Below are 20979 nucleotides of genomic sequence, written 5' to 3'. Positions count from 1 at the left end.
TGAGGAGGAACACCCCTATGGGAACCAAGTTCATCAACCCCACGACCGTGTCCGCGAACTACTTCCGCCCCGCCGAGCACGAGGACGCGTACGCCGTCGTCCTCAAGCCGCGCGCCGTGATGCCCACCGGAGCGGACGGCAAGTCCGAAGTCCTGTGCTCCGCGGTCATCTTCGGCGACGAGGACGCCCTGGACGCCGGCCGCCCGACGCACGTGCTCCCGGACACCATCGTGAACGCCAGCGTCATCTACAAGCAGCTCGTCCGCACGTTCGACCAGCAGGGCGTGCTCGCCGGCTACATCGCCCAGGGCGACGAGACGACCTTCGGCACGAAGCCTTGGATCGTCAAGGAGCTGGACCCCGAGGACCAGGCTCAGGTCGAGAAGGTGTGGGAGCAGGTGACCGCCTGATGGAGTTCATCATCGTCGACCAGCGCAGCGAGCCGGGGAGGATCTTCGCCTACCGGGTCTACCTGGTACCCGATGGCGCCGGCCACACCGGCTGGCACGCGAAGTTCATCGGCTACGCGGACACGCGGTGGGGCGCTCGCCGCAAGATCCGCAGGGAGCGCAGGCGCCTCAAGCGCCGCGAGCCGGGAACGACCATCGTCCACCGGGAGGCGCTGTGAGCACCTACACCACCAAGGACTCCGGCGAGCGCGCGGAGTACGCCTCCGGCATGGTGCGCGACGTCCAGGAGGGCAAGCCGCGGTTCGACCTGATCCTCGCGGAGGGCCTGCCCTTCGAGGAGCAGATGCTCACCCGGTTCGCCCGACTCCTTCAGCGCGGCGCCGTCAAGTACGGCGAGCGCAACTGGGAGAAGGCCCGCGGCGCCGAGGAGCTGGCCCGCGCGAAGTCCAGCGCGATCCGGCACCTCATCCAGTGGATGTGCGACGAGGACGACGAGGACCACGCCGCCGCCGTCATGTTCAACCTCATGGCCGCCGAGTTCGTGAAGTACCAGACGAGGGAGACGCAGTGAGCCGCAGGTACGACGTGAGCGTCAACACCAACCCGGTCGCCAACCAGTACGCCGGCCCCAACACGCGGATCATCGAGTTCAGCTCGCCGGCCGGCGGCGGACTGATCTCCTTCTTCACGCCCGGTGACGGCACCCTCCGGGTCGACCTGTACCGGCTCGACGGCACCGTGACGGTCGTGACCTCGGTGACCGCCGAGGTCGACATGAGCGAGCGCGGCACCACGGCGGTACCGAACAGCGCCGACCAGGTGAGCTGACACCAGCGCAGAGCGGCCGGGCCTTCGGGTCCGGCCGCTACCATCTGACTGCCCGAACGTGACACGAGGAGAGCGAATGAGCAGCAGCACGGAAGACGTGAGCATCCCCGCCCTCTCCGAGGGCACCACCGCCGCCGTGAAGAACCTGATCGACTACGCCATCGAGGCCGAGTACGGCCACGACACGAAGGACGTCACCGCGGGCGCCGAGAAGATTGCCATCGGCGGCCTGATGCTCGACCTGCGGGACGACTACCTCGCGCGAACCGGCGGCGACGACACGCACCTGCGGGGGTACGTCGACTCGACCCTGCGCATCCTGATCCGCGACGGCCTGGCCGCGCGGGAGTGCCAGATCCGACAGCTCGACCCGTCCGCCCTGCCCTGCCACACCCACTACGAGGCCGACGTGCCCGAGGTCAACGGAGCCCGGCTCTGCGGTCCGCACTACATCGAGCGCGCCCCCTCGGAATAGGCGAAAGCAACATCAACGGCCCGGCCCCCTACTCGGGGGTCGGGCCTTTTTTGTTTTCCAGCAACTCCGGCCGGTTGTCCCTGATCCACGCCTCGACGTCGCGCCGGAGCCAGACCTTGCCCATCTCCAGCTCGGCGATCGGGTCAGGGAAACCCTTGGTGTTCGCGATGACGTTGGTCCGCTGCCGGGAGAGGCCGCCGAGCATCCACCGGATCTCCGAGATGCCCACCAGATCCCACTCCACGTCGTTGACGGTAGGCATCGCCGAAAGAAGCGCTTACAGAAACGACGGAAGTCGTTGACAGCCGGTAGTGACGACCGTCAGCATCAGGGGATGAGGACGAACGGTGCGACGCTCCGGTACGCGGCTTCGCCGGCCGCTCCCCAACTCCGCCCGCTGGTAGGCCCGGTCCCGCACACCGCGCAGCGCCCGATCTGGCTGTGCCGGGAGTGCCAGGAGCCCTGGCCGTGCGAGCCGGCCAGGCTTGAGCTTCAGATGCAGTTCCGCAACGGCAAGGCCAGCCTCGCCGCCTACATGGCCGGCTACCTGACCGACGCCATCGGCGACATGATCAAGCTCCTGCCCGACCCGAACCCGGCGCCTGACTCGCAAGCCCTGTTCGATCGGTTCATCGCCTGGACCAACCCGAGCCTGCACCCCGACGGCGGTGACCGCTGATGCTGCTGAAGCCGAAGTCGGGGGACACCTTGCACGTCGGCGCGGAGTGCTCGGTGCAGTTCGCCGGCCCCCGGGCGCTGATCTTCCGGTTCATTCGGGTGCTCGACTGGCCGACCTACGACGGCTGGGTGTGGCTCGACGGCTACAGCCTGGACGCCCGCGGCAACGCCCTGCACCGTCGGTCGATCTACGTGATGCCCGAAGGGCTCCGGCTCATCGCTCCGCCGAGGCCGCAGGGGCAGCCAGCGAGGCGCCGGCCGATCGCGCGGACCCCGGTCCGCGTGGGGTAGACCCGCCTGCCGAGACTGAAGGCCCCCGACGATGCTGTCGGGGGCCTTCTCGATGGCTCTACTCCTCGTGCGCCGAGTCCTCGCCCGACTGCCTCAACGCCTGCATGATCCCTTCCCCCAGCTCGGGGGCCTCGTCAAGCTGGTCCTTCACCCAGCGGTCGATCTCGGTTTCAAGCTCCTCGTCGTACGCGCACAACCGCACGGCCCTCCTCCTGTGGCAAGATCTGCCGCATGAATCGACTGGCCAGCTCGCAGTCGCCGTACCTCCTCCAGCACGCCACCAACCCTGTCGATTGGTGGCCATGGGGAGAGGAGGCGATGGCAGAAGCTAAGAGGCGGGACGTTCCCCTACTGATCTCAGTTGGGTATTCGTCCTGCCACTTAGGCTTCTAACTGTTCACTGGTGTCACGTGATGGCGCACGAGTCTTTCGAGGACGAGTCGGTGGCCGCGCTGATGAACGCCGACTTCGTGTCGGTCAAGGTGGACCGGGAGGAGCGTCCGGACGTCGACGCGGTCTACATGACGGCGACGCAGGCGATGACCGGTCAGGGCGGCTGGCCGATGACCGTGTTCGCGACCCCCGACGGCACCCCGTTCTTCTGCGGCACCTACTTCCCGAAGCCGAACTTCGCCCGCCTGCTCCAGTCGGTCACCACCGCCTGGCGGGACCAGCGCGACGCCGTCCTCCAACAGGGCGCCGCGGTGGTCGAGGCGATCGGTGGCGCCCAGGCCGTCGGCGGCCCCACCGCGCCGCTGGAGGCGTCGCTGCTCGACGACGCGGCCAGCCAACTGGCCCAGGAGTACGACGAGACGAACGGCGGCTTCGGCGGCGCCCCGAAGTTCCCGCCGCACATGAACCTGCTGTTCCTGCTCCGGCACCACCAGCGCACCGGCTCGGAGCGGAGCCTGGAGATCGTCCGGCACACCGCCGAGGCGATGGCGCGGGGCGGCATCTACGACCAGCTGGCCGGTGGCTTCGCCCGCTACTCGGTGGACGGCCACTGGACCGTGCCGCACTTCGAGAAGATGCTCTACGACAACGCGCTGCTGCTGCGGACGTACACGCAGCTGTGGCGGCTCACCGGCGACCGGCTGGCCCGACGCGTGGCCCGGGACACGGCCCGGTTCCTCGCCGACGAGCTGCACCGGCCCGGCGAGGGTTTCGCGTCCGCGCTGGATGCCGACACCGACGGCGTCGAGGGCCTCACCTACGTCTGGACGCCGGCGCAGCTCGTCGAGGTGCTGGGCGAGGAGGACGGCCGCTTCGCCGCCGACCTGTTCGGGGTGACCGAACCCGGAACCTTCGAGCACGGCACCAGCGTGCTGCGGCTGGCCCGGGACGTCGACGACGCCGACCCGGCGGTGCGCCGCCGCTGGCAGGAGGTCGTGGGGCGGCTGCTGGTCGCCCGGGACACCCGGCCCCAGCCTGCCCGCGACGACAAGGTCGTGGCCGCCTGGAACGGGCTGGCGATCACCGCGATCGCCGAGTTCCAGCAGGTCGCCGCCCTCTACGCCAGCCCCGACGACGAGGACGCCAACCTGATGGACGGTGTGCTCATCGTGACCGACGGCGCGATGCGGGACACCGCCGAGCACCTCGCCCGCGTCCATCTCGTGGACGGGCGGCTGCGCCGCGTCTCGCGGGACAAGGTCGTCGGCGAGCCGGCCGGCGTGCTGGAGGACTACGGCTGCGTGGCCGAGGCGTTCTGCGCCATGCACCAGCTCACCGGCGAGGGGCGCTGGCTGGAGTTGGCCGGCCGGCTGCTGGACGTCGCGCTGGAGCACTTCGCCGCCCCGGACGGCGGGTTCTACGACACCGCCGACGACGCGGAGCGGCTGGTCACCCGGCCGGCGGACCCGACCGACAACGCCACCCCGTCCGGCCGCTCGGCGGTCGTCGCCGCGCTGGTGACGTACGCGGCGCTCACCGGCGAGACCCGCTACCGGGAGGCGGCCGAGACCGCCCTCGGCACGGTCGCCCCGATCGTCGGCCGGCACGCCCGCTTCACCGGGTACGCGGCGATGGTCGGCGAGGCGCTGCTCTCCGGCCCGTACGAGATCGCCGTGGTCACCGAGGAGCCGGTCGGCGATCCGCTGCTCGCGGCGGCCCACCGGCACGCCCCACCCGGGGCGGTGGTCGTGGCGGGCCGTAGCGACCAGCCGGGGGTGCCGCTGCTCGCGGACCGCCCGATGGTCGACGGGCGGCCCGCCGCGTACGTCTGCCGCGGTTTCGTCTGCGAGCGGCCCGTCACCGACGTGGCTGACCTGGTCGGGCAGCTCGGCGGCCGGTAGCGGACCCTCCCGCCGGCCCCGATAGGCTGGCGCCGCTATGGATTCTCGGACGGGTCTGCCCGTAGTCGGCATGGTGGGCGGTGGCCAGCTGGCCCGGATGACGCACCAGGCCGCGATCGCCCTCGGTCAGTCGCTGCGCGTCCTCGCGCTCGCCCCCGACGACGGTGCCGCGCTGGTCGCCGCCGACGTCCAGTACGGCGACCACACCGACCTCTCCGCGCTGCGCACCTTCGCCAAGGGCTGCGACGTGGTCACCTTCGACCACGAGCACGTCCCCAACGAGCACATCCGCACGCTGGCGGCGGAGGGCGTGACGCTCTACCCACCGGCCGACGCCCTGCGCTACGCGCAGGACAAGCGGGCGATGCGGGAGCGGCTGACCGAGCTTGGCGCCCCGGTGCCGGCGTGGCGCCCGGTCGAGACGTCCGACGACCTGGTCACGTTCGGCGCCGAGGTCGGCTGGCCGGTGGTGCTCAAGGCCGCCCGCGGCGGCTACGACGGGCGGGGCGTCTGGGTGGTGACCGACGCCGCCCACGCGGCCGAGCTGGCCGCCACGCTGCTGGCCGGGGGCACCGAGCTGATCGTCGAGGAGCGGGTGCCGCTGCGCCGGGAGCTGGCCGTGCAGGTGGCCCGCTCGCCGTTCGGGCAGGTGGCCGCCTACCCGGTCGTGGAGACCGTCCAGGTCGACGGCATCTGCGTCGAGGTGCTGGCCCCGGCACCCGACCTGTCGGAGGAGCTGGCGCTGGCCGCCCAGCAGCTCGCCATCGACCTGGCCACCTCGCTGGGCGTGGTGGGCCTGCTGGCGGTGGAGCTGTTCGAGGTCGCCGACGGTGACCGCAGCCGGGTCATCGTCAACGAGCTGGCGATGCGCCCGCACAACTCCGGACACTGGACCATCGAAGGCGCCCGGACCTCGCAGTTCGAGCAGCACCTGCGGGCCGTGCTCGACTACCCGATGGGGGACACCTCGCTCGCCGCGCCGGTCGTCGTGATGGCGAACGTGCTCGGTGGTGAGCCCGGTGGCATCTCCATCGACGAGCGGCTGCACCACCTCTTCGCCGCCGAACCGGGCGCCAAGGTGCACCTCTACGGCAAGCAGGTCCGCCCGGGCCGCAAGATCGGGCACATCACGGTGCTCGGCGACGACCTGGACGACGTACGGGCGCGGGCGGCGCGGGCCGCTCGCTGGCTTCGGGAGGGGCACAGTGAGCGCGAGGAGTGAGCTTGCGAGCCCCGCAGTCGCGAACGAAGGGAAGCCACGAGTGACCACCGTCGGGCTCATCATGGGCAGCGACTCGGACTGGCCGACCATGAAGGCCGCCGCCGAGGTCCTCGACGAATTCGGGGTGACCCACGAGGTGAGCGTCGTCTCGGCGCACCGCACCCCGGTCAAGATGATCGAGTACGGGCGCACCGCCGCCGACCGTGGCCTCCAGGTGATCATCGCCGGGGCGGGGGGCGCCGCCGCCCTGCCGGGCATGGTCGCCTCGGTCACCCCGCTGCCGGTGATCGGTGTCCCGGTGCCCCTCAAGCACCTGGACGGCATGGACTCCCTGCTCTCCATCGTGCAGATGCCCGCCGGAATCCCGGTCGCCACCGTGGCGATCGGCAACGCCCGCAACGCGGGCCTGCTCGCCGTGCGCATCCTCGCCGCGACCGACGCGGAGCTGCGCGACCGCATGGTCGCCTACCAGGAGGACCTGGAGAAGCTGGTGGCCGAGAAGGAAGCCGCCCTACAAGCCTCCCTCGCCTAACCCCGCCCCGCCGCCCCGCCCGAGACGGCGCCCCAGCCTCCAGCCTCCGCGATCTTGCACTTTCGGCCCCCGAAATGCGGCTTTTGAATCCTTTTTCAGGTCACAAACTGCAAGATCGCCGCCGCTCGGGGAGGTCCGGGCCGCGGCCGGGCGGGTCCGCGCCGCGGCCGGGCGGGTCCGCGCGGACCGAGCATGCTCAGCCAGAGCGCGACGACGTCCGCCGTGACTCTCCGATTTATCGCATGGCGCGGAGGGCGGTCTGTAGGCGCTCCTGGGCGCGGCGGCGACGCTCGTTGCTCGCCCCGAGGATCAGCAGCAGGATGCCGACGGGGATGAGCGCCAGCCACGGTCCGAACGCGAACAGCGCGTGGATCGCGGTGACCGCGGTGACCGTGGCACCCACGATCACCGGGGCCTGCTGCCGGCTCGACGAGCCGAAGACCAGCACGGCGACCGCGCCGAGCAGCAGCAGCACCTGCCGCAGCGTGGTGGACTCGGTCGCGATCACGATGGCCAGGGACGGCAGGAAGGCGGCGACCAGCGCCGGCCCGTACGCCACCCAACTGCTCAGGTCGGGCCGTTGGCGGAGTTCCAGCACCCCCACCAGCAGGGCCAGGGCGGCGAACGGCAGCGTGTACGCCTCCGGCAGCGCCACGTCGGCGACCCGCATCAGGATCCACCAGGCGGTGATCTCGCAGCTGACCACGGCCCAGAACAGGATGCGCCGCTCCACGGGCCGCCGGTTGGGGCGGGCCGCCGCCACGCCGAGCACCGCACCCCAGGCGGCCAGCAGGGCGGCGATGTGCCGTGGCGACTCGTACGCGAGCGCCAGCGCGATCAACGCCGCCGCGTAGCCGCTCCACTCCACGGTGGCCGCCTCGCGTTGCGCCTCGGGCCGACGCAGGCGGGGCAGGGTGGCGGCGAAGACCTGGAGTGCCGCGCCGACGGCGAGTACGCCGAACGCGGACCACACCGCGGCGAGCCCGGCGACCAGCCCGGCGGTGAGGACGAAGAGCTGCGCCATCAGCGAGGCGAACAGCCAGCCCAGGATTCGGGCCCGCTGGGTGGTGCCGAACAGCGCCGCCACCGCGCCGACGCCGACCGCGCCGCCCAGGGTGAACAGCGTGAGTTCCCGGGTGGCGAGGCTGCCGGCCAACCCGGCGCCGCCGGCCGCGAGGCCGATCACGAAGACCAGGACCCGGGCCAGCCGCAGCGAGCGGGCCGGTTCGACCAGCGGCGGTGGTGGGGTCAACGCCAGACCCAGCATCGAGATCGTGAAGACCGAGAGCGCGGCGAGCGCGCTCGCCGGCCAGCCGTTGCCCAGCGCGATCGGCGTGATCAGCAGGGTGACGGCCGCGCCGGGCAGCACCACGGGCACCGCCCGGGCCCGCCGTCCGCCGCTGAAGCCGCTGGCGGCGAGGGCTGCGGTGATGGTCAGCAGCAGCGCGGTCAGCACGTGCGTGGGGTCCACCGCGCCGGGCGGCGGGGTGAGCAGCTCGGGGGGTGGCCCCTCCCAGATTCGGCTGAGCGTCCGGTGGGGTTCGACCAGGGCGACCTCCAGCGCACGCGCGATCGAGGCGAGCGCGAGCGCGGTCGGCAGGACCGCGGCGGCCAGCGCCCCGGCGGCCGGGTTCACCCGCCAGCGTCGCCGGTTCGCGTTGTCCGGGGGGCGGCCCAGGGCGCCGTTCAGCCGCACCGACCAGCGCCACACCGGCTGCGCCGACCCGGCCGGCGGGACGGTGGCGGCGCGGACCAACTCGGCGAGCACGCCCAGCAGCGCCGCGGCGGCCGCGTACACGCCGACGGCGAGGCCGGTCGGGAAGGCGGCGAGGGCGCTGACCGTGGCGCCACCGGCGACCGCGACGCTCGCCCAGGGCAGGTACTGGGGAACCTGGCGGCGCGCCACGGCCACCGCCGCCAGCCCGAGGCTCGACGCGGCCAGCGCGGCGGTCAGCACCACCTGCGCCGAGTGGCCGAACTCGGCGGCCAACGCGGCGACCGCGCCGGGGAGGGCGAGCACGGCGGCACAGGTCGCGGCGCCACCGATCTGCGCCAGGTGGGTGGGCATGCCGTCGGTCTCGACGTCCTCCACGAGCGTGGTGGCGGCGTTGCGGGCCAGCGCGGCGACGGCCACGCCGATCAGCGCGATGCTGCCCAGGGCCAGCGCGGTCGTCCACGGGCGGACCAGGCCGGCGCCCGCGCCGTGCAGGGCCACCACCCCGGCGACGGTGGCCCGGGACAGCGCGGCGCGCGGGTCGAACGTGGCGGCCGCGGCCATCCCGTACACCGTGGCCACCATGGCGCCCACCAGCACCGGCGACCACCACGGCAGCGTGAACGCGGCGGGTGCGCCGATCGTGGCCAGCACCACCGCCGCGCCGGAGACGTCGTACCGCCACGGTGGCGGCAGCAGGATCCCGGCCGCGAGGGCGAGCAGCAGCAGGGCGATCGGCGCCTGCCAGGTCGAGCCGCCGGTCGGCGCGGCCGGCCAGCCGGAGAGGTCACCGGCCCAGATCGGGCCCGGGGTGGCGAGCACGCCGACCCCGCCGCGCAGCGCCGTCCAGCCGGCCAGCAGACCGATCAGCAGGCCGCCCACCGCGATGCCGAGGATCGGGCCGCGCCGCCACTCGTCGGGCATCGCCCGGGCGGCCACCGCGACCACGAGCACCAGCGCGGCCGCCACCGCGAGCTGCCCGCCGGGGGCGAGCACGGCCGCGACCCGGACCAGCGTGGCGATCAGTGCCGCCGTCACGGCGGCGGCGGCGAGGTCGGAGCCGTCCAGGGTGAGGTCGGAGCGCCGCCCGGCGTCGATCGACGGGGCCAGGAACAGGAGCACCGCGGCGACCAGCAGCAGAGCGCCCACCCAGGCGTCGGCCACGGTCGCGCCGGGCGCACCGAAGGCGGCGGCGGTCACCACGAGCGCCCCGAGCCCGGTGCCGACGGCGAGCGGCGCCGGGATGTGCCGCTGGGAGACCTGCACGATCGCGGCGTACCCGAGGGTCACGCAGACGGCCAGGAAGGCGGCGGCAAGGACGGGAACCGTCACCTCCCGCAGGCTCGCCGGGGTGGGTGTCGGGTCGACCGGCGTGGTGGCGGCCACGAAGGCGGCCACCGCACCGGGCAGGGCGAACGCGGCCCCGCCGGCCGCCCAGGCGGAGACGACGTCGGCCGGGGCGGGTGCGATCCGGATCCGGGGCGCCACCGCGACCACCACGCCCGCCGCGAAGAGCACCAGCAGGACCGCGGCGGTGAGCGCCGGTCGGGCCAGCCCGGCGCCCGCGCCGAACAGACCCACCCCGGCGGCGCCGGCCGCGTGCGCCAGCGCGGCGCGGGTGGTGCGGGCGGAGAGGCCGGCGACGCCGATGCCGACGGCGGCCAGCACCATCGGCCACGGGGCCACCGCCCAGCCGAGCCCGAACGACGCGGGTACGGCCAGCGCGGTCAACGCCGCGCCGGCCACCGCGAACTCGCGGCGGATGTCCGGCGGCAGGGCCAGCACGGCGGCGACCGTCAGTAGGAAGGCGCTCGCGGCGAGCTGCCAGGCGGCCGGGCCGACCGCGGCGGACAGTTCGGCGGCGTACCGGTCGAGGTCGGCGGCCCAGGGCGGGAGCGCGGCGCGCACCGGGGCGACGCCGGCGCGCAGCGCGCCACCGGCCACCACGAGACCGCTCACCGTCAGCGCCACCGCCGACGCCAGCTGCGGGCCGCGCCGGGCCGCCTCCGGGACGGCCCGGACAGCCAGGCCGGTGACCGCGATGACGGCGGCGATCAACAGGAGCGCCCGTCCGGGCAGCGCGACCGAGGCGATCCGGCTCAGCGCGCCGATGACCGCGAGCGTGACGATGCCCGCGCCGACGTCGGGCAGTGGCGGCCGGCGCAGCGCGAGCGTGCCGGCGAGGGCGACGGCGGCCGCGAGCAGCAGCACCAGGCCGGCGCCGCCTGCCGTGGGCACGGTGGTCGCGCGGAGCAGGGCGGTGACCGCGTACGCGAGGGCGACCGCGACCGCGATCCCGTGCAGCAGCCAGGTCAGCTCGCGCAGCCCGGGCACCGGTCGGGTCGGCGCCTCGGTCGGGGTGGCGTCCGGCGCCACCACCTCGCCCTCCTCCTCGGGCGCGCCCTCGGGGCGACCCTCGGCGGTGCGCTGGCGGGGCGCGGGCGCCGGTGCGGCCGGCGTGACCGGTTCGGTCGGTTCGGCCGGTTGCGGCAGGTCCCGGCGCACCGGGCGCTCCACGGCCACCCGGGAACGCACCAGCCAGAGGTCGAGCAGGGCGACCACGGTCAGTGCCAGGGCCCAGGCGCCCGGGCCGGTGAGCCGCTCGTACGCCAGCAGCGGCACGACCGGTTGGGCGGCGAGCACGGTGGCGAAGCGGGGCGCGCGCAGGCCGGTCCAGCGCGCGTACCCGAACGACACCCCGGCGGTCACCGCGAAGACCACCCCGGCGAAGGCCGCCCCCGAGGCGCCGCCGCTGCCGATCCGGTCGACCGCCCAGAGCGCGTACCCGGCGAGCGGCACCAGCAGCAGGCCGACCGCGGCGATCGTCTCCGCGGTCGAGGTGAGCCCGCGTTTGGCGAGCACCGGCGGGGCGAGCAGGAGCAGCACGGTCGCCAGGACGAGGATGCCGAGCCGGGCCACGGCGTCCATCGAGCTCGTCGCCACGGCGGCGAAGACCACCGCGGCCACGCCCAGGAGCAGCGCGCCCAGGCCGAGCGGAATGTTCTGCACCTCCCGCGAGGACGCCTCCGGCGGGTGCTCGGGGTTGTCCGCGTCCAGCCAGGTGGCGGGCGGTGGGGGCGGCGGCTCCGTGGGGCCGGCCGGCGTGCCCTGCCGGGGCACCCGGGGCGGGGCGCCGGTGGTGGCGGTGGGTGGACGGCGGCCCGGGCGGCGGCGCAGCACCCGGCGCGGCCGGGCGGCCTGCTTGAGCCGTTCCTCCCCGGCGTGCGCGAGGATGTCCCGCTGGAAGAGCGCCGCCTGCATCTTCGCGGCGATCTGCTTCTGTTCGCGGGCGATGGCGGCGTCGCGCACCTTCATCTCCGCGATGGAGCGCTCGATGTCCGCGAGGTGCTCGATCCACTGTGGCTGTTCGGCGCCGCAGTGCGGGCAGCGGACGGCCGGCTTGATGGTCCGGCCGCACGAGGAGCACTGAAAGGTCGCCACGACACCCCTCCACCCGCACTGTGGACTCCCACTGTCGCAGCATGCCCAAAGCTGGCGCTTTTTTCGACAGTTGTCGGCGGGTCCAGGACAAACGAGGGCGCGCGACAAAGGAAACGGCCGGCCGCGGGCTGCGCGGCCGGCCGTGGGGTCGAGCGTGGGTCAGGGACGGCCGAGGCCCCGGTACTCCCAGCCGGCCTGCGTCCAGAGTGCCGGGTCGAGGCAGTTGCGCCCGTCGACGACCTTGCGGCCGGCGGCGAGCTCGCCGAGGGCGACCGGGTCCGCGTTGCGGAAGTCGGCCCACTCGGTGAGTACGCAGACCAGGTCGGCCCCGGTGACCGCGTCGTTCATGCTGGTCTCGTAGGTCAGCTCGGGCACCGCGCGGCGGGCGTTCTCGGTGCCCTGCGGGTCGAAGACGTGCACGTCGGCGCCGGCCTTGTGTAGCAGCGCCGCCACCGCGAGCGCCGGGGCGTCGCGTACGTCGTCGGTGTTGGGCTTGAAGGTCGCGCCGAGCACGGCGACCCGGGTGCCGGAGAGGTCCGGCCCGGCCGGGCCCGAGCGGCGGCCGAGCAGCTCGGCGGCGAGGTGCAGCACCCGCGCGCGACGGCGCTGGTTGATCAGGTCGACCTCGTGCAGGAAGCGCAGCGCCTCGCCGGCGCCCAGTTCCTGGGCCCGAGCCTGGAAGGCGCGGATGTCCTTGGGCAGGCAGGCCCCGCCGAAGCCGAGGCCGGCCTGGAGGAAGCGGTTGCCGATCCGGGGGTCGTAGCCGATCGCCCGGGCCAGCTGGGTGACGTCGCCGCCGGCGACCTCGCAGACCTCGGCCATCGCGTTGATGAAGGAGATCTTGGTGGCGAGGAAGGCGTTGGCGGCGACCTTGACCAGCTCGGCGGTGGCGAAGTCGGTGACCACCAGGGGCACCTCGCGGTCCTCCGTGGCGGCCAGGTCGAAGACGCCCTTGTGCGCGGCGTAGAGCATGCCGTTGGCCCACTCGCTCTTGACGCCGACCACGATCCGGTTGGGCCGCAGCACGTCGTCGACGGCGAAGCCCTCCTGGAGGAACTCGGGGCTCCACGCCACCTCGACGCCCAGGTCGGCCGACGTGTGCTTGCCGACCAGCTGCTCCACCCACTCGGCGGTGCCGACCGGCACGGTCGACTTGCCGACGATCAGGGCCTTGCGGGTGAGGTGCTGGGCCAGGCCGGTCACCGCCGCCTCGACGTACGACAGGTCGGCGCCCATGCCGTCGGCCCGCTGCGGGGTGCCGACGCAGATGAAGTGCACGTCACCGAACTCGGCGGTCTCCGCCATGTCGGTGCTGAACCGCAGCCGCCCGGCCGCGAGGTTGCGCTTGAGCAGCTCGTCCAGGCCGGGCTCGTGGATCGGCACCTGGCCCGCGTTGAGCATCGCGATCTTGTCCGCGTCGACGTCGAAGCCGAGCACCTCGTAGCCCAGCTCGGCGTAGCAGATGGCGTACGTCGCACCGAGATACCCGGTGCCGAGGAAGGTCACCCGCGGCCGCGCGGCGCCCGAGGGAGGAGTCACCGCGGCGATGGCGGGCACCGGCTGGCTGTTGGGGTACGGGATCGTCACGCCTGTCTTCTCCGCTCGCACTGGGCGGCGCACCGTCGCGTCGCGTTCTGCTGCGGCGCCTGGCCGGGCACCGGAGGGGTGGCTCACTATCTGTCTTCCATCATCGCGCAGCGGCGTGGGTGCTCCGTCAAGCCCGTACCTACGCGCCGGTAACATAACTTGAACCCTGGTCGCCTATCCTTCAGTCTGCGCGGTCGGCGGCCAGGACACCTACAGACTGCGCATGATAGCGGTGAAGGGGAGGGGCCGACATGGCCGCAGAGGAGTCGTTCGACGTCTATCGGCTGCCCGAGGAGCACGAGGCGATCCGCGAGGCGGTCCGGGAGGTCTGCGCGGCGAAGGTGGCACCGCACGCCGCCGAGGCGGACGAGACGGGCGAATTCCCCAAGGCGTCGTACGACGCCCTGCGCGCGGCGGACTTCCACGCACCGCACATTCCGGTCGAGTACGGCGGCGCCGGCGCGGATGCCCTGGCCACGGCCATCGTGATCGAGGAGGTGGCGCGGGCCTGCGCCTCCTCGTCCCTCATCCCGGCGGTCAACAAGCTCGGCACGATGCCCCTCCTGCTGGCCGGCTCCGAGGAGCTCAAGCGCCGCTACCTCACGCCCGTGGCGGCCGGCGACGCGATGTTCTCCTACTGCCTCTCCGAGCCGGAGGCCGGCAGCGACGCCGCGTCCATGACCACCCGCGCCGTACGTGACGGGGATCACTGGGTGCTCAACGGCGTGAAGCGGTGGATCACGAACGCCGGGGTGTCGGAGTTCTACACCGTCTTCGCCGTCACCGACCCGTCGGCCCGGTCCCGGGGGATCTCCGCGTTCGTCGTGGAGAAGTCCGACGCGGGCGTCAGCTTCGGCGCGCCGGAGAAGAAGCTCGGGATCAAGGGCTCGCCGACCCGCGAGGTCTACCTGGACAACGTTCGGATCCCGGCGGACCGCATGATCGGCGCCGAGGGCACCGGCTTCGCCACCGCGATGCGGACCCTGGACCACACCCGGGTGACCATCGCCGCTCAGGCGGTCGGCATCGCGCAGGGCGCGCTCGACTACGCCAAGGGGTACGTGAGCGAGCGCAAGCAGTTCGGCAAGGCCGTCGCCGAGTTCCAGGGCGTCCAGTTCATGCTCGCCGACATGGGCATGAAGCTGGAGGCGGCCCGGCAGCTCACCTACGCCGCGGCCGGCAAGTCGGAGCGCGGCGACGCCGACCTCACCTACTTCGGGGCGGCGGCGAAGTGCTTCGCCTCGGACGCGGCCATGGAGATCACCACCGACGCGGTGCAGCTGCTCGGCGGCTACGGCTACACCCGGGACTACCCGGTCGAGCGCATGATGCGGGACGCCAAGATCACCCAAATCTACGAAGGTACGAACCAGGTCCAGCGAATCGTCATGGCGAGGCAACTCCTGAAGGGCTGATCGCGGCCTGTTTCCGCAGCTCGGAGCGGGTGTGGCTGAGCCGATCACCGCGGTCGCGAAGCGTGACTGACCGGTTACCTTGTGGGATGTTCTCGGTCTCCCCAGAACGCTTTCGGTTGGCGTTCTGGGGAGCGCGACCCGTTCGGTCCGGCGCGGCGACGCGGTGCGCGGTTGTTCGGCGTTGTGCGAGATTGATTGATTGGCGTCACCACCAGCGGCGATCAACTTCCCTGTTCCGTAGAAGTGGACGGCGGGACGGCTCTCAACCAACCCCGTCCCGGAGGAGTGGAAGTCATGATGCTGCGCAAGGCGTTCGGAGCGCTGCTGGCGTTGCTGACCTTCGGCACGGTGCTGGTCGTCACGGCGGCCCCGTCGCAGGCGGCGGTGGCCTGCTCGGGCACGGTCACCTACAGCTACGCGTACCCGCCGAGCAACCCCGTTGCCGAGCTGGTCATCTACTACAACAGCACCAACGGCGGCACGAACAGCGCCTGCATGTACCACCGCGGCGCGGCGTACGGCTCCTCGGCGCGGACCTCGGTGCAGATCGCCCGGTGCGCGGAGACCTCCGGCACCGGCTCGTGCACCGCCACCGCGGTCTCCAGCAAGGACAACGGCGACTACCTGTACTACGCCGGGCCGCGCGGAGTGACCGGCACGGCGAACAACTGCGTCGACGCGTACGGCGAGATGGACTGGGCCGGCACCACCTACTGGATCCGCTCCGGTCGCCAGGGCTGTTGAGTTCGGTGACGCCTGACCGGTGGCCCGGTGGGATCCGTCCCACCGGGCCACCGGTGGTGGCCGTGCGCGTACGCCCCTCTCAGGGGTAGAGGCAGGCGGTACGGCGGGCCGCGAGCCGCTGGTCGGCGGTGAGCGGCAGGGCGTCGGCGGTGCTGGAGCCGTCACGGCGGGCCACCCGCACGTCGAGTACGTCGGTCGGCGCGCCACCGCCGAGACAGGCGACCGCGGCCACCGGGATCTCGGCAGTGGGTCCGGGTTGCACGGACCGGCGGTCGAGCTTCCAGACGAGGTCGAACGGCGGGGCGGCCGTACCGGTCATTCCGATCTGGTGCCAGCGACGCTCCGCCGGCAGCGCGGGGTCGTCCGCGTAGTAGGCGGCAAAGCCGACGATCTCCACGTGCGTGCCGGTCGCGCTCAGCCGCCACCCACCCGGGCCGGTCGCATCGGGGGCGATCGCGAGGGCGATCGCGGCCGGCCCGGGCCGGTCGCCCCGGCAGCGGGACGGTTCCAGGCCCGCGGGCGGGTTGCCGTGCACCACCCCGGAGGCGATCAGCCCACCGTCGGCGAGGGTGAACCAGCGGATGTCGGGGGTCTGGGAGGTGGAGTCGGTGATCCGCTCACCCAGGCAGTAGCCGGTGAGCCCGACCACGCAGCCGGGCGGAATGGTGTAGAGGATGCCCTGGTCGCGGCGGGGCTCGCTCCGGACGTGCACACCACCGCCGTACGTGACGGCGGTGAAGGCGGCGTCCGTGGTGGTCGCCGGGCAGGCTGTGGTGGTCGTCGTGCCAGCGGCCGACGTCGCCCCTTTGGCCGCCCACCTCGGCTGGGTCATCGGCACCACGGCGGCCGTACCGGCGAGTCCGGCGACCGCCACCGCCGCCAGCACCAGTCGCCGTCGGAGTTTCCGGTGTCGCGGGGGGCTCGCGGGCCGGTCGTGGGTCGGTCCGGCTGCGCCGCTGGTGCCGGCTGGCTCACCCGTAGCCGGGGCGGGTGGATCCCCGGCAGTCACAGTGGGTGGTGACTCTGCGAGGGGCGTGGCGATCGGTTCGGCCGGCGTCGGGTCGGGTGTTTCCGCCCTCGCCGGGTCGGCTGGTGCCCCGGCCGAACCGGCGGGCCGCAGTTCCTCGTTCAGTTCGAGCCAACGCTGCCTCCACTGGGCGGTGTCCCCGCCGCAGGCCCCAACGTACGCGAGCAGCACGTCGAGGCTGGGTTGCCGGATTCCGCCGGCAGCGGCGGAGAGGGTCGAGGCGCTGTAGCCGGCCACCTCGGCCAATCGCCGGTAGGTGGGGTTGCCCGCTTCGACACGTAACTTTCGTAGCTCGTGGGCGAAGGACGACAACGGTCCAGCCGTCGGATCTACGGGCCGCTCGTGCCGAGCCATGCCGCTCCCTTGTCTCGGTAGAGCCCTGGAGCGGGGGGGGGGGTGCCGCAGCACGGGGCTCATGTTCCCTGGTAATTCCTCCAAAGTGGAGGAATTATATTGAATTCCTCGATCGGCGGACGACGGCTACCAGTGTGCGGGGGTGGTGTGCGGCCCTGCTGGAGGTGAAAGCGGAGGACGACCTGGGCGCCGGTGCGGCCGGGTGCCGCCGTCGATCCCGGTCACCGCGGGGTCGGTCAGCACCGCAGCCCTCGCCAAGGGGCTCCATGCCCGCGTGGCGATGCCGAGACGCTGGTTCGCGGCCTCGATCTCACGCTGTTGCAGGGCCGGGTGCAGCTTGATCTGGTTGACGGCGGATACCACGCCGCCGAGGTCGACGATCCGGTCGAGGTGTTCGGGGAGGAAGTTCGAGACGCCGATGGCGCGTACCCGGCCGTCGCTGTGGAGCGTCGCCAGGGCCCGCCAGCTGCTCAAGGGCTGACGCTGTCGGGGGCGGGCCGGCGGACACCGGCCCGCCCGCGGTCTCAGCGGATGCCGGAGCTGTCCTCCGGCCGGTTCGCGGTACGCGGCGGCGCCGACCACGGCGACTCGCCGCCGGTCCGCCGGGGTAGCGGCTCGGTCGGCGTCGACGGGTCCGGGTAGCCCAGGGTGAGCGGCGCGGTGTCCCGGTCCGGCGAGCCGGACGGCGGCCAGTCGGTGAGGCTGAACTCACGGGTGGGGGTCTCACCCGCCGCCGCGGCCGGTGCCGCCTCGGTGGCCGGCTGCGGCCAGCGGCGCCAACGCTGCATGCTGAACGTCGCCATCAGCAGCAGCAGGCCGATCAGGAAGAGCGTGCCGTTCTCCACCGGCAGCTGGAGCGGCAGCGGATCACCGAACACCTTCCAGCCGTCCGGGATGCGGTCACGCACGGTGAACGGCGCGACGAACATCCCGATGTACGGGGTGACCAGCAGCAGCCCGGCCACCAGCGGCCCGACCGGTGAGATGCGCAGCGTGCCGAGCAGGCCCAGCAGGACGCCGCCGACACCGAGGTAGACGGCCGGTTCGATCAGGTTGGCCGTGTTGAACGTACCGAGGTCCACCCAACGGTCTACCGTCCGGCTCGACCCGTCCTGTCCGAGTGTGACCAGCACCCACGTGACGGGTACCACCACCAACCCGGCGAGGAAGCTCCAGAGATGACGCATTCGCGCACCGTACCGTTTCCGACATGACCGAGCACCCCTCCAGCGCGCCGGCCGGCAAGCCGACGTCGTACTCCCGCGTCACGCTGAGCCGGATCATGACGGCCGTGGACGTCAACCTGTACGGCACCGTCCACGGCGGCGTCCTGATGAAGTTCGTCGACGACGTGGCCGGCGCGTCCGCCGCCCGGCACAGCGGCGGCACCGCGGTGACCGCCGCGATCGACGAGATCGTCTTCTCCGAGGCGGTCCGGGTCGGTGACCTGGTGCACGCGCACGCCCAGGTCAACTGGACCGGCCAGACCTCGATGGAGGTGGGCGTACGGGTGGTCGCGGAGCGTTGGGACTCGGCCGAGGACGAGCCCGTGCGGGTGGCCACCGCGTACCTGGTCTTCGTCGGCGTCGACCTGGGCGGTGCGCCGCGCCCGGTCCGGCCGGTCCTGCCGGAGACCCCCGAGGACGAGCGCCGCTACCGGGAGGCCGAGATCCGGCGGGCACACCGACTGGCCCGCCGCCGCGCGATCCAGGCCCACCGCGCCGGCTGAACCCCACACCGAGGGCCGGGCAGGCATGTGGCCCGGCCACGCCCCCTCGACGGCGGCGGGTGCGGAGAATGACGCTTCGAGGTAGGGCAAGATGGCGCCACGGCCCATCGCACAGTGTCGTGCCCGGGCCAGGGGAGGGTGGAGCAGTGGGTGACGTGCTGTGGACGCCGCCGGCGGACGTACGCGAGCGGTCCCGGATCGGGAACTACCTGCGCTGGCTCCGGGAGCACCGGGGCCTCGACTTCGCCGACTACGACGCCCTGTGGCGCTGGTCGGTCACCGACCTGGACGCCTTCTGGCGCTCGATCTGGGACCACTTCGAGGTGGTGGCGCACACCCCGCCGACCGCCACGCTGGCCGACGCGGCGATGCCGGGGGCGCGCTGGTTTCCCGGCGCCACGCTCAACTACGCGGAGAACGTGCTGCGGATGCCCGGCCGGGCCGACGACGACCCGGTGGTGATCGCGCACGGGCAGACCCGGCCGCCGGTCACGCTGACCGCCGCCGAGCTGCGCGAGCAGGTCCGTCGGGTGGCGGCCGGGCTGCGCCGGCTGGGCGTCACGGCCGGTGACCGGGTGGCGGCGTACGCGCCGAACATCCCCGAGACGTACGTGCTGCTGCTCGCCACCAGCAGTCTCGGCGCGATCTTCTCCTCCTGCGCGCCGGAGTTCGGCACCCGCAGCGTCACCGACCGGTGGCAGCAGATCGAGCCGACGGTGCTGGTCGCCGTCGACGGCTACCGCTACGGCGAGAAGGCCGTGGATCGGCGTGCCGAGGTCGCCGCCATCCGGGCCGCCCTGCCGTCCGTGCGGCACACCGTCGGCATCGCGTACCTCGACCCGGCCGGTGACCCGCCCGCCGGCGGGATCCCCTGGGCCGAGCTGGCCGCGCCCACCGACGAGCCGCTGGCCTTCACCCCGGTCGCCTTCGACCATCCGCTCTACGTGCTCTACTCCTCGGGCACCACCGGCCTGCCCAAGCCGATCGTGCACGGCCACGGGGGCATCCTCCTCGAACACCTGAAGATGCTCGCCCTGCACCACGACCTCGGCCCGGCCGACCGGTTCTTCTGGTTCACCACCACCGGCTGGATGATGTGGAACTTCCTGGTCTCCGGGCCGGCGGTGGGTGCGGCGATCGTGCTCTTCGACGGCAACCCGGGCCACCCCGACCTGGGTGCCCTCTGGCGGCTCGCCGAGGAGACCGGCACGACCTACTTCGGCACGTCGGCGCCGTTCCTGCTGGCCTGCCGCAAGGCCGGCCTGGTCCCCCGGGAGATCGCCGACCTGTCCGCGCTGCGCGGCCTCGGCTCCACCGGCGCCCCGCTGCCGGCCGAGGGCTTCACCTGGGTGTACGAGGCCGTCGGCGACCGCCTCCAGCTCCAGTCGCTGTCCGGCGGCACCGACGTGTGCACCGGGTTCGTGGGCGGCGTGCCGCTGCTGCCGGTCCACGCCGGTGAGATCACCTGTCGGGCGCTCGGCGCCCGGGTCGAGGCCCGCTCCGCCGACGGCACCCCGGTCATCGGCGAGCTCGGCGAGCTGGTGATCACCGCGCCGATGCCGAGCATGCCGGTGGGCTTCTGGAACGACACGGACGGCTCCCGCTACCGGGAGGCGTACTTCGACGTCTACCCGGGGGTCTGGCGGCACGGCGACTGGATCACGATCAACGAGCACGGCGGCTGTGTGATCACCGGCCGCTCCGACGCGACGCTCAACCGTGGCGGCGTACGACTCGGCACCGCCGAGTTCTACTCCGTGGTCGAAGGGCTGGACGAGGTCGTCGACTCGGTCGTGGTCCACCTGGAGGACGACGAGGGCGGTGCCGGCGAGCTGCTGCTCTTCGTGGTGCTCGCCGAGGGGTTGGAGCTGGACGACGCGCTGCGGCGGAAGATCTCCCGGGAACTGCGTACGGCTCTGTCGCCGCGGCACATCCCCGACGAGATCCACCAGGTACGCGCGGTGCCCCGCACCCTGTCGGCGAAGAAGCTGGAGGTGCCGGTCAAGAAGATCCTCACCGGCACCCCGGTCGACCGGGCGGCCGCGACCGGCGCCCTGGCCAACCCGGAGTCCCTGACCGCGTTCGCCGCGCTGGCCCAACGCCGGGCCCCCCACGACAACCCCACCCCCGCCTAACCCCACCCCCCCCGCCTCCCCGCGCCCCCACCCCCCGCCCCGGCGATCATGCAGTTGTGGTGCCGGATCAGCTCCCATTCGCGCCCTTTGCGAGGCACCACAA

The 20979-nt window shown here is 73.0% G+C and carries 20 protein-coding genes and 2 pseudogenes; 14 read left to right on the top strand and 8 right to left on the bottom strand.

Annotated features, from left to right (window positions below; genetic code table 11):
- Window positions 1–17: 17 nt before the first annotated feature.
- The 5 genes from GA0070620_RS16945 to GA0070620_RS16925 all read left to right on the top strand — a co-directional run bounded on the left by GA0070620_RS16945 (window position 18) and on the right by GA0070620_RS16925 (window position 1713).
- Window positions 18–410 carry a hypothetical protein gene (locus GA0070620_RS16945; RefSeq protein ID WP_091592062.1) on the top strand — a complete coding sequence of 131 codons (393 nt, stop codon included), beginning with the start codon at window positions 18–20 and terminating at the stop codon, window positions 408–410.
- Window positions 410–628 carry a hypothetical protein gene (locus GA0070620_RS16940; RefSeq protein ID WP_091592061.1) on the top strand — a complete coding sequence of 73 codons (219 nt, stop codon included), beginning with the start codon at window positions 410–412 and terminating at the stop codon, window positions 626–628. The genes GA0070620_RS16945 and GA0070620_RS16940 overlap by 1 nt, the downstream gene beginning before the upstream one ends.
- Entirely contained in the window at window positions 625–981 is a 357-nt protein-coding gene (locus tag GA0070620_RS16935; protein ID WP_091592059.1) for a dATP/dGTP diphosphohydrolase domain-containing protein, read from the top strand. Before GA0070620_RS16940 ends, GA0070620_RS16935 begins: the two co-directional genes overlap by 4 nt.
- On the top strand, window positions 978–1238 hold the full coding sequence (locus tag GA0070620_RS16930) for a hypothetical protein (protein WP_091592056.1): 261 nt from the start codon (window positions 978–980) through the stop codon (window positions 1236–1238). Before GA0070620_RS16935 ends, GA0070620_RS16930 begins: the two co-directional genes overlap by 4 nt.
- A 76-nt stretch (window positions 1239–1314) precedes the next feature.
- Complete coding sequence (locus GA0070620_RS16925; RefSeq protein WP_091592054.1) at window positions 1315–1713, top strand: hypothetical protein; 399 nt, start codon at window positions 1315–1317, stop codon at window positions 1711–1713.
- Between the two features lie 28 nt (window positions 1714–1741).
- Here the strand turns inward: GA0070620_RS16925 and GA0070620_RS16920 are convergent, their stop codons facing one another.
- The gene (locus tag GA0070620_RS16920; RefSeq protein ID WP_331713187.1) at window positions 1742–1957 is read right to left on the bottom strand and encodes a hypothetical protein; all 216 of its coding nucleotides are present in this window, start codon (window positions 1955–1957) and stop codon (window positions 1742–1744) included.
- Between the two features lie 90 nt (window positions 1958–2047).
- Between GA0070620_RS16920 and GA0070620_RS16915 the strand changes: the two genes are divergently transcribed.
- Window positions 2048–2392, top strand: coding sequence for a hypothetical protein (locus tag GA0070620_RS16915; RefSeq protein WP_231921825.1), 345 nt, complete (start codon window positions 2048–2050; stop codon window positions 2390–2392).
- 5 nt (window positions 2393–2397) lie between these two features.
- Window positions 2398–2682: a hypothetical protein gene (locus GA0070620_RS16910; RefSeq protein ID WP_091598884.1), complete on the top strand. Its 285-nt coding sequence runs from the start codon at window positions 2398–2400 to the stop codon at window positions 2680–2682.
- Between the two features lie 58 nt (window positions 2683–2740).
- Here GA0070620_RS16910 and GA0070620_RS32710 read toward each other — a convergent pair whose 3' ends face one another.
- Window positions 2741–2884 carry a hypothetical protein gene (locus GA0070620_RS32710; protein WP_157741640.1) on the bottom strand — a complete coding sequence of 48 codons (144 nt, stop codon included), beginning with the start codon at window positions 2882–2884 and terminating at the stop codon, window positions 2741–2743.
- 29 nt (window positions 2885–2913) lie between these two features.
- Here GA0070620_RS32710 and GA0070620_RS16905 point away from each other — a divergent pair.
- The 3 genes and pseudogenes from GA0070620_RS16905 (at window position 2914) to purE (ending at window position 6730) form a co-directional block, all read left to right on the top strand.
- A pseudogene (locus tag GA0070620_RS16905) lies at window positions 2914–4976 on the top strand (thioredoxin domain-containing protein).
- 37 nt (window positions 4977–5013) lie between these two features.
- Window positions 5014–6198: a 5-(carboxyamino)imidazole ribonucleotide synthase gene (locus GA0070620_RS16900; RefSeq protein ID WP_091592050.1), complete on the top strand. Its 1185-nt coding sequence runs from the start codon at window positions 5014–5016 to the stop codon at window positions 6196–6198.
- 40 nt (window positions 6199–6238) lie between these two features.
- Window positions 6239–6730 carry a 5-(carboxyamino)imidazole ribonucleotide mutase gene (purE, locus tag GA0070620_RS16895; protein WP_091592048.1) on the top strand — a complete coding sequence of 164 codons (492 nt, stop codon included), beginning with the start codon at window positions 6239–6241 and terminating at the stop codon, window positions 6728–6730.
- A gap of 235 nt (window positions 6731–6965) precedes the next feature.
- Here purE and GA0070620_RS16890 read toward each other — a convergent pair whose 3' ends face one another.
- Together GA0070620_RS16890 and GA0070620_RS16885 are read right to left on the bottom strand one after the other, a co-directional pair.
- On the bottom strand, window positions 6966–11885 hold the full coding sequence (locus GA0070620_RS16890) for an SCO7613 C-terminal domain-containing membrane protein (RefSeq protein ID WP_091592044.1): 4920 nt from the start codon (window positions 11883–11885) through the stop codon (window positions 6966–6968).
- A gap of 159 nt (window positions 11886–12044) precedes the next feature.
- The gene (locus tag GA0070620_RS16885) at window positions 12045–13472 is read right to left on the bottom strand and encodes a UDP-glucose dehydrogenase family protein (RefSeq protein ID WP_091592041.1); all 1428 of its coding nucleotides are present in this window, start codon (window positions 13470–13472) and stop codon (window positions 12045–12047) included.
- 251 nt (window positions 13473–13723) lie between these two features.
- Between GA0070620_RS16885 and GA0070620_RS16880 the strand changes: the two genes are divergently transcribed.
- Together GA0070620_RS16880 and GA0070620_RS16875 are read left to right on the top strand one after the other, a co-directional pair.
- Window positions 13724–14887: an acyl-CoA dehydrogenase family protein gene (locus GA0070620_RS16880; RefSeq protein WP_091592040.1), complete on the top strand. Its 1164-nt coding sequence runs from the start codon at window positions 13724–13726 to the stop codon at window positions 14885–14887.
- A gap of 294 nt (window positions 14888–15181) precedes the next feature.
- Window positions 15182–15631, top strand: a complete 450-nt coding sequence (locus tag GA0070620_RS16875; RefSeq protein WP_091592038.1) for a hypothetical protein — start codon at window positions 15182–15184, stop codon at window positions 15629–15631.
- Between the two features lie 79 nt (window positions 15632–15710).
- On the opposite strand, the gene GA0070620_RS33625 is transcribed toward GA0070620_RS16875, so the two are convergent.
- The 4 genes and pseudogenes from GA0070620_RS33625 to GA0070620_RS16860 form a co-directional block, all read right to left on the bottom strand.
- Window positions 15711–16463 (bottom strand): hypothetical protein, encoded by a 753-nt coding sequence (locus GA0070620_RS33625; RefSeq protein WP_231922522.1) that lies wholly within the window; start codon window positions 16461–16463, stop codon window positions 15711–15713.
- A gap of 330 nt (window positions 16464–16793) precedes the next feature.
- A pseudogene (locus GA0070620_RS33620) lies at window positions 16794–17012 on the bottom strand (helix-turn-helix domain-containing protein); the annotation flags it as partial.
- 126 nt (window positions 17013–17138) lie between these two features.
- A complete protein-coding gene (locus GA0070620_RS16865) occupies window positions 17139–17486 on the bottom strand; it encodes an aldo/keto reductase (protein ID WP_197677460.1) in 348 nt (115 codons plus the stop codon).
- Between the two features lie 50 nt (window positions 17487–17536).
- Window positions 17537–18199, bottom strand: a complete 663-nt coding sequence (locus GA0070620_RS16860) for a hypothetical protein (protein WP_091592035.1) — start codon at window positions 18197–18199, stop codon at window positions 17537–17539.
- Window positions 18200–18222: 23 nt separating this feature from the next.
- On the opposite strand from GA0070620_RS16860, the gene GA0070620_RS16855 reads away from it, so the two are divergent.
- Window positions 18223–18741: an acyl-CoA thioesterase gene (locus GA0070620_RS16855; protein ID WP_091592033.1), complete on the top strand. Its 519-nt coding sequence runs from the start codon at window positions 18223–18225 to the stop codon at window positions 18739–18741.
- A gap of 146 nt (window positions 18742–18887) precedes the next feature.
- Window positions 18888–20876 carry an acetoacetate--CoA ligase gene (locus GA0070620_RS16850; RefSeq protein WP_091592031.1) on the top strand — a complete coding sequence of 663 codons (1989 nt, stop codon included), beginning with the start codon at window positions 18888–18890 and terminating at the stop codon, window positions 20874–20876.
- The last annotated feature ends 103 nt before the right edge of the window (window positions 20877–20979 follow it).

Origin of the sequence: Micromonospora krabiensis, assembly GCF_900091425.1 — a bacterium.
Taxonomy (GTDB): Bacteria; Actinomycetota; Actinomycetes; order Mycobacteriales; family Micromonosporaceae; genus Micromonospora; species Micromonospora krabiensis.
Note: the sequence above shows the minus strand (reverse complement) of the source record. Positions and strands in the feature narration are given on the sequence as shown.

Excerpts from the sequence above, each read along its gene's own strand:
- GA0070620_RS16875 (WP_091592038.1), top strand. The coding sequence starts at position 15,182 with ATGATGCTGCGCAAGGCGTTCGGAGCGCTGCTGGCGTTGCTGACCTTC.
- GA0070620_RS16860 (WP_091592035.1), bottom strand. The coding sequence starts at position 18,199 with ATGCGTCATCTCTGGAGCTTCCTCGCCGGGTTGGTGGTGGTACCCGTC.
- GA0070620_RS16880 (WP_091592040.1), top strand. The coding sequence starts at position 13,724 with ATGGCCGCAGAGGAGTCGTTCGACGTCTATCGGCTGCCCGAGGAGCAC.
- GA0070620_RS33625 (WP_231922522.1), bottom strand. The coding sequence starts at position 16,463 with ATGACCCAGCCGAGGTGGGCGGCCAAAGGGGCGACGTCGGCCGCTGGC.
- GA0070620_RS16855 (WP_091592033.1), top strand. The coding sequence starts at position 18,223 with ATGACCGAGCACCCCTCCAGCGCGCCGGCCGGCAAGCCGACGTCGTAC.
- GA0070620_RS16900 (WP_091592050.1), top strand. The coding sequence starts at position 5,014 with ATGGATTCTCGGACGGGTCTGCCCGTAGTCGGCATGGTGGGCGGTGGC.
- GA0070620_RS16925 (WP_091592054.1), top strand. The coding sequence starts at position 1,315 with ATGAGCAGCAGCACGGAAGACGTGAGCATCCCCGCCCTCTCCGAGGGC.
- GA0070620_RS16915 (WP_231921825.1), top strand. The coding sequence starts at position 2,048 with ATGAGGACGAACGGTGCGACGCTCCGGTACGCGGCTTCGCCGGCCGCT.
- GA0070620_RS16945 (WP_091592062.1), top strand. The coding sequence starts at position 18 with ATGGGAACCAAGTTCATCAACCCCACGACCGTGTCCGCGAACTACTTC.
- GA0070620_RS16940 (WP_091592061.1), top strand. The coding sequence starts at position 410 with ATGGAGTTCATCATCGTCGACCAGCGCAGCGAGCCGGGGAGGATCTTC.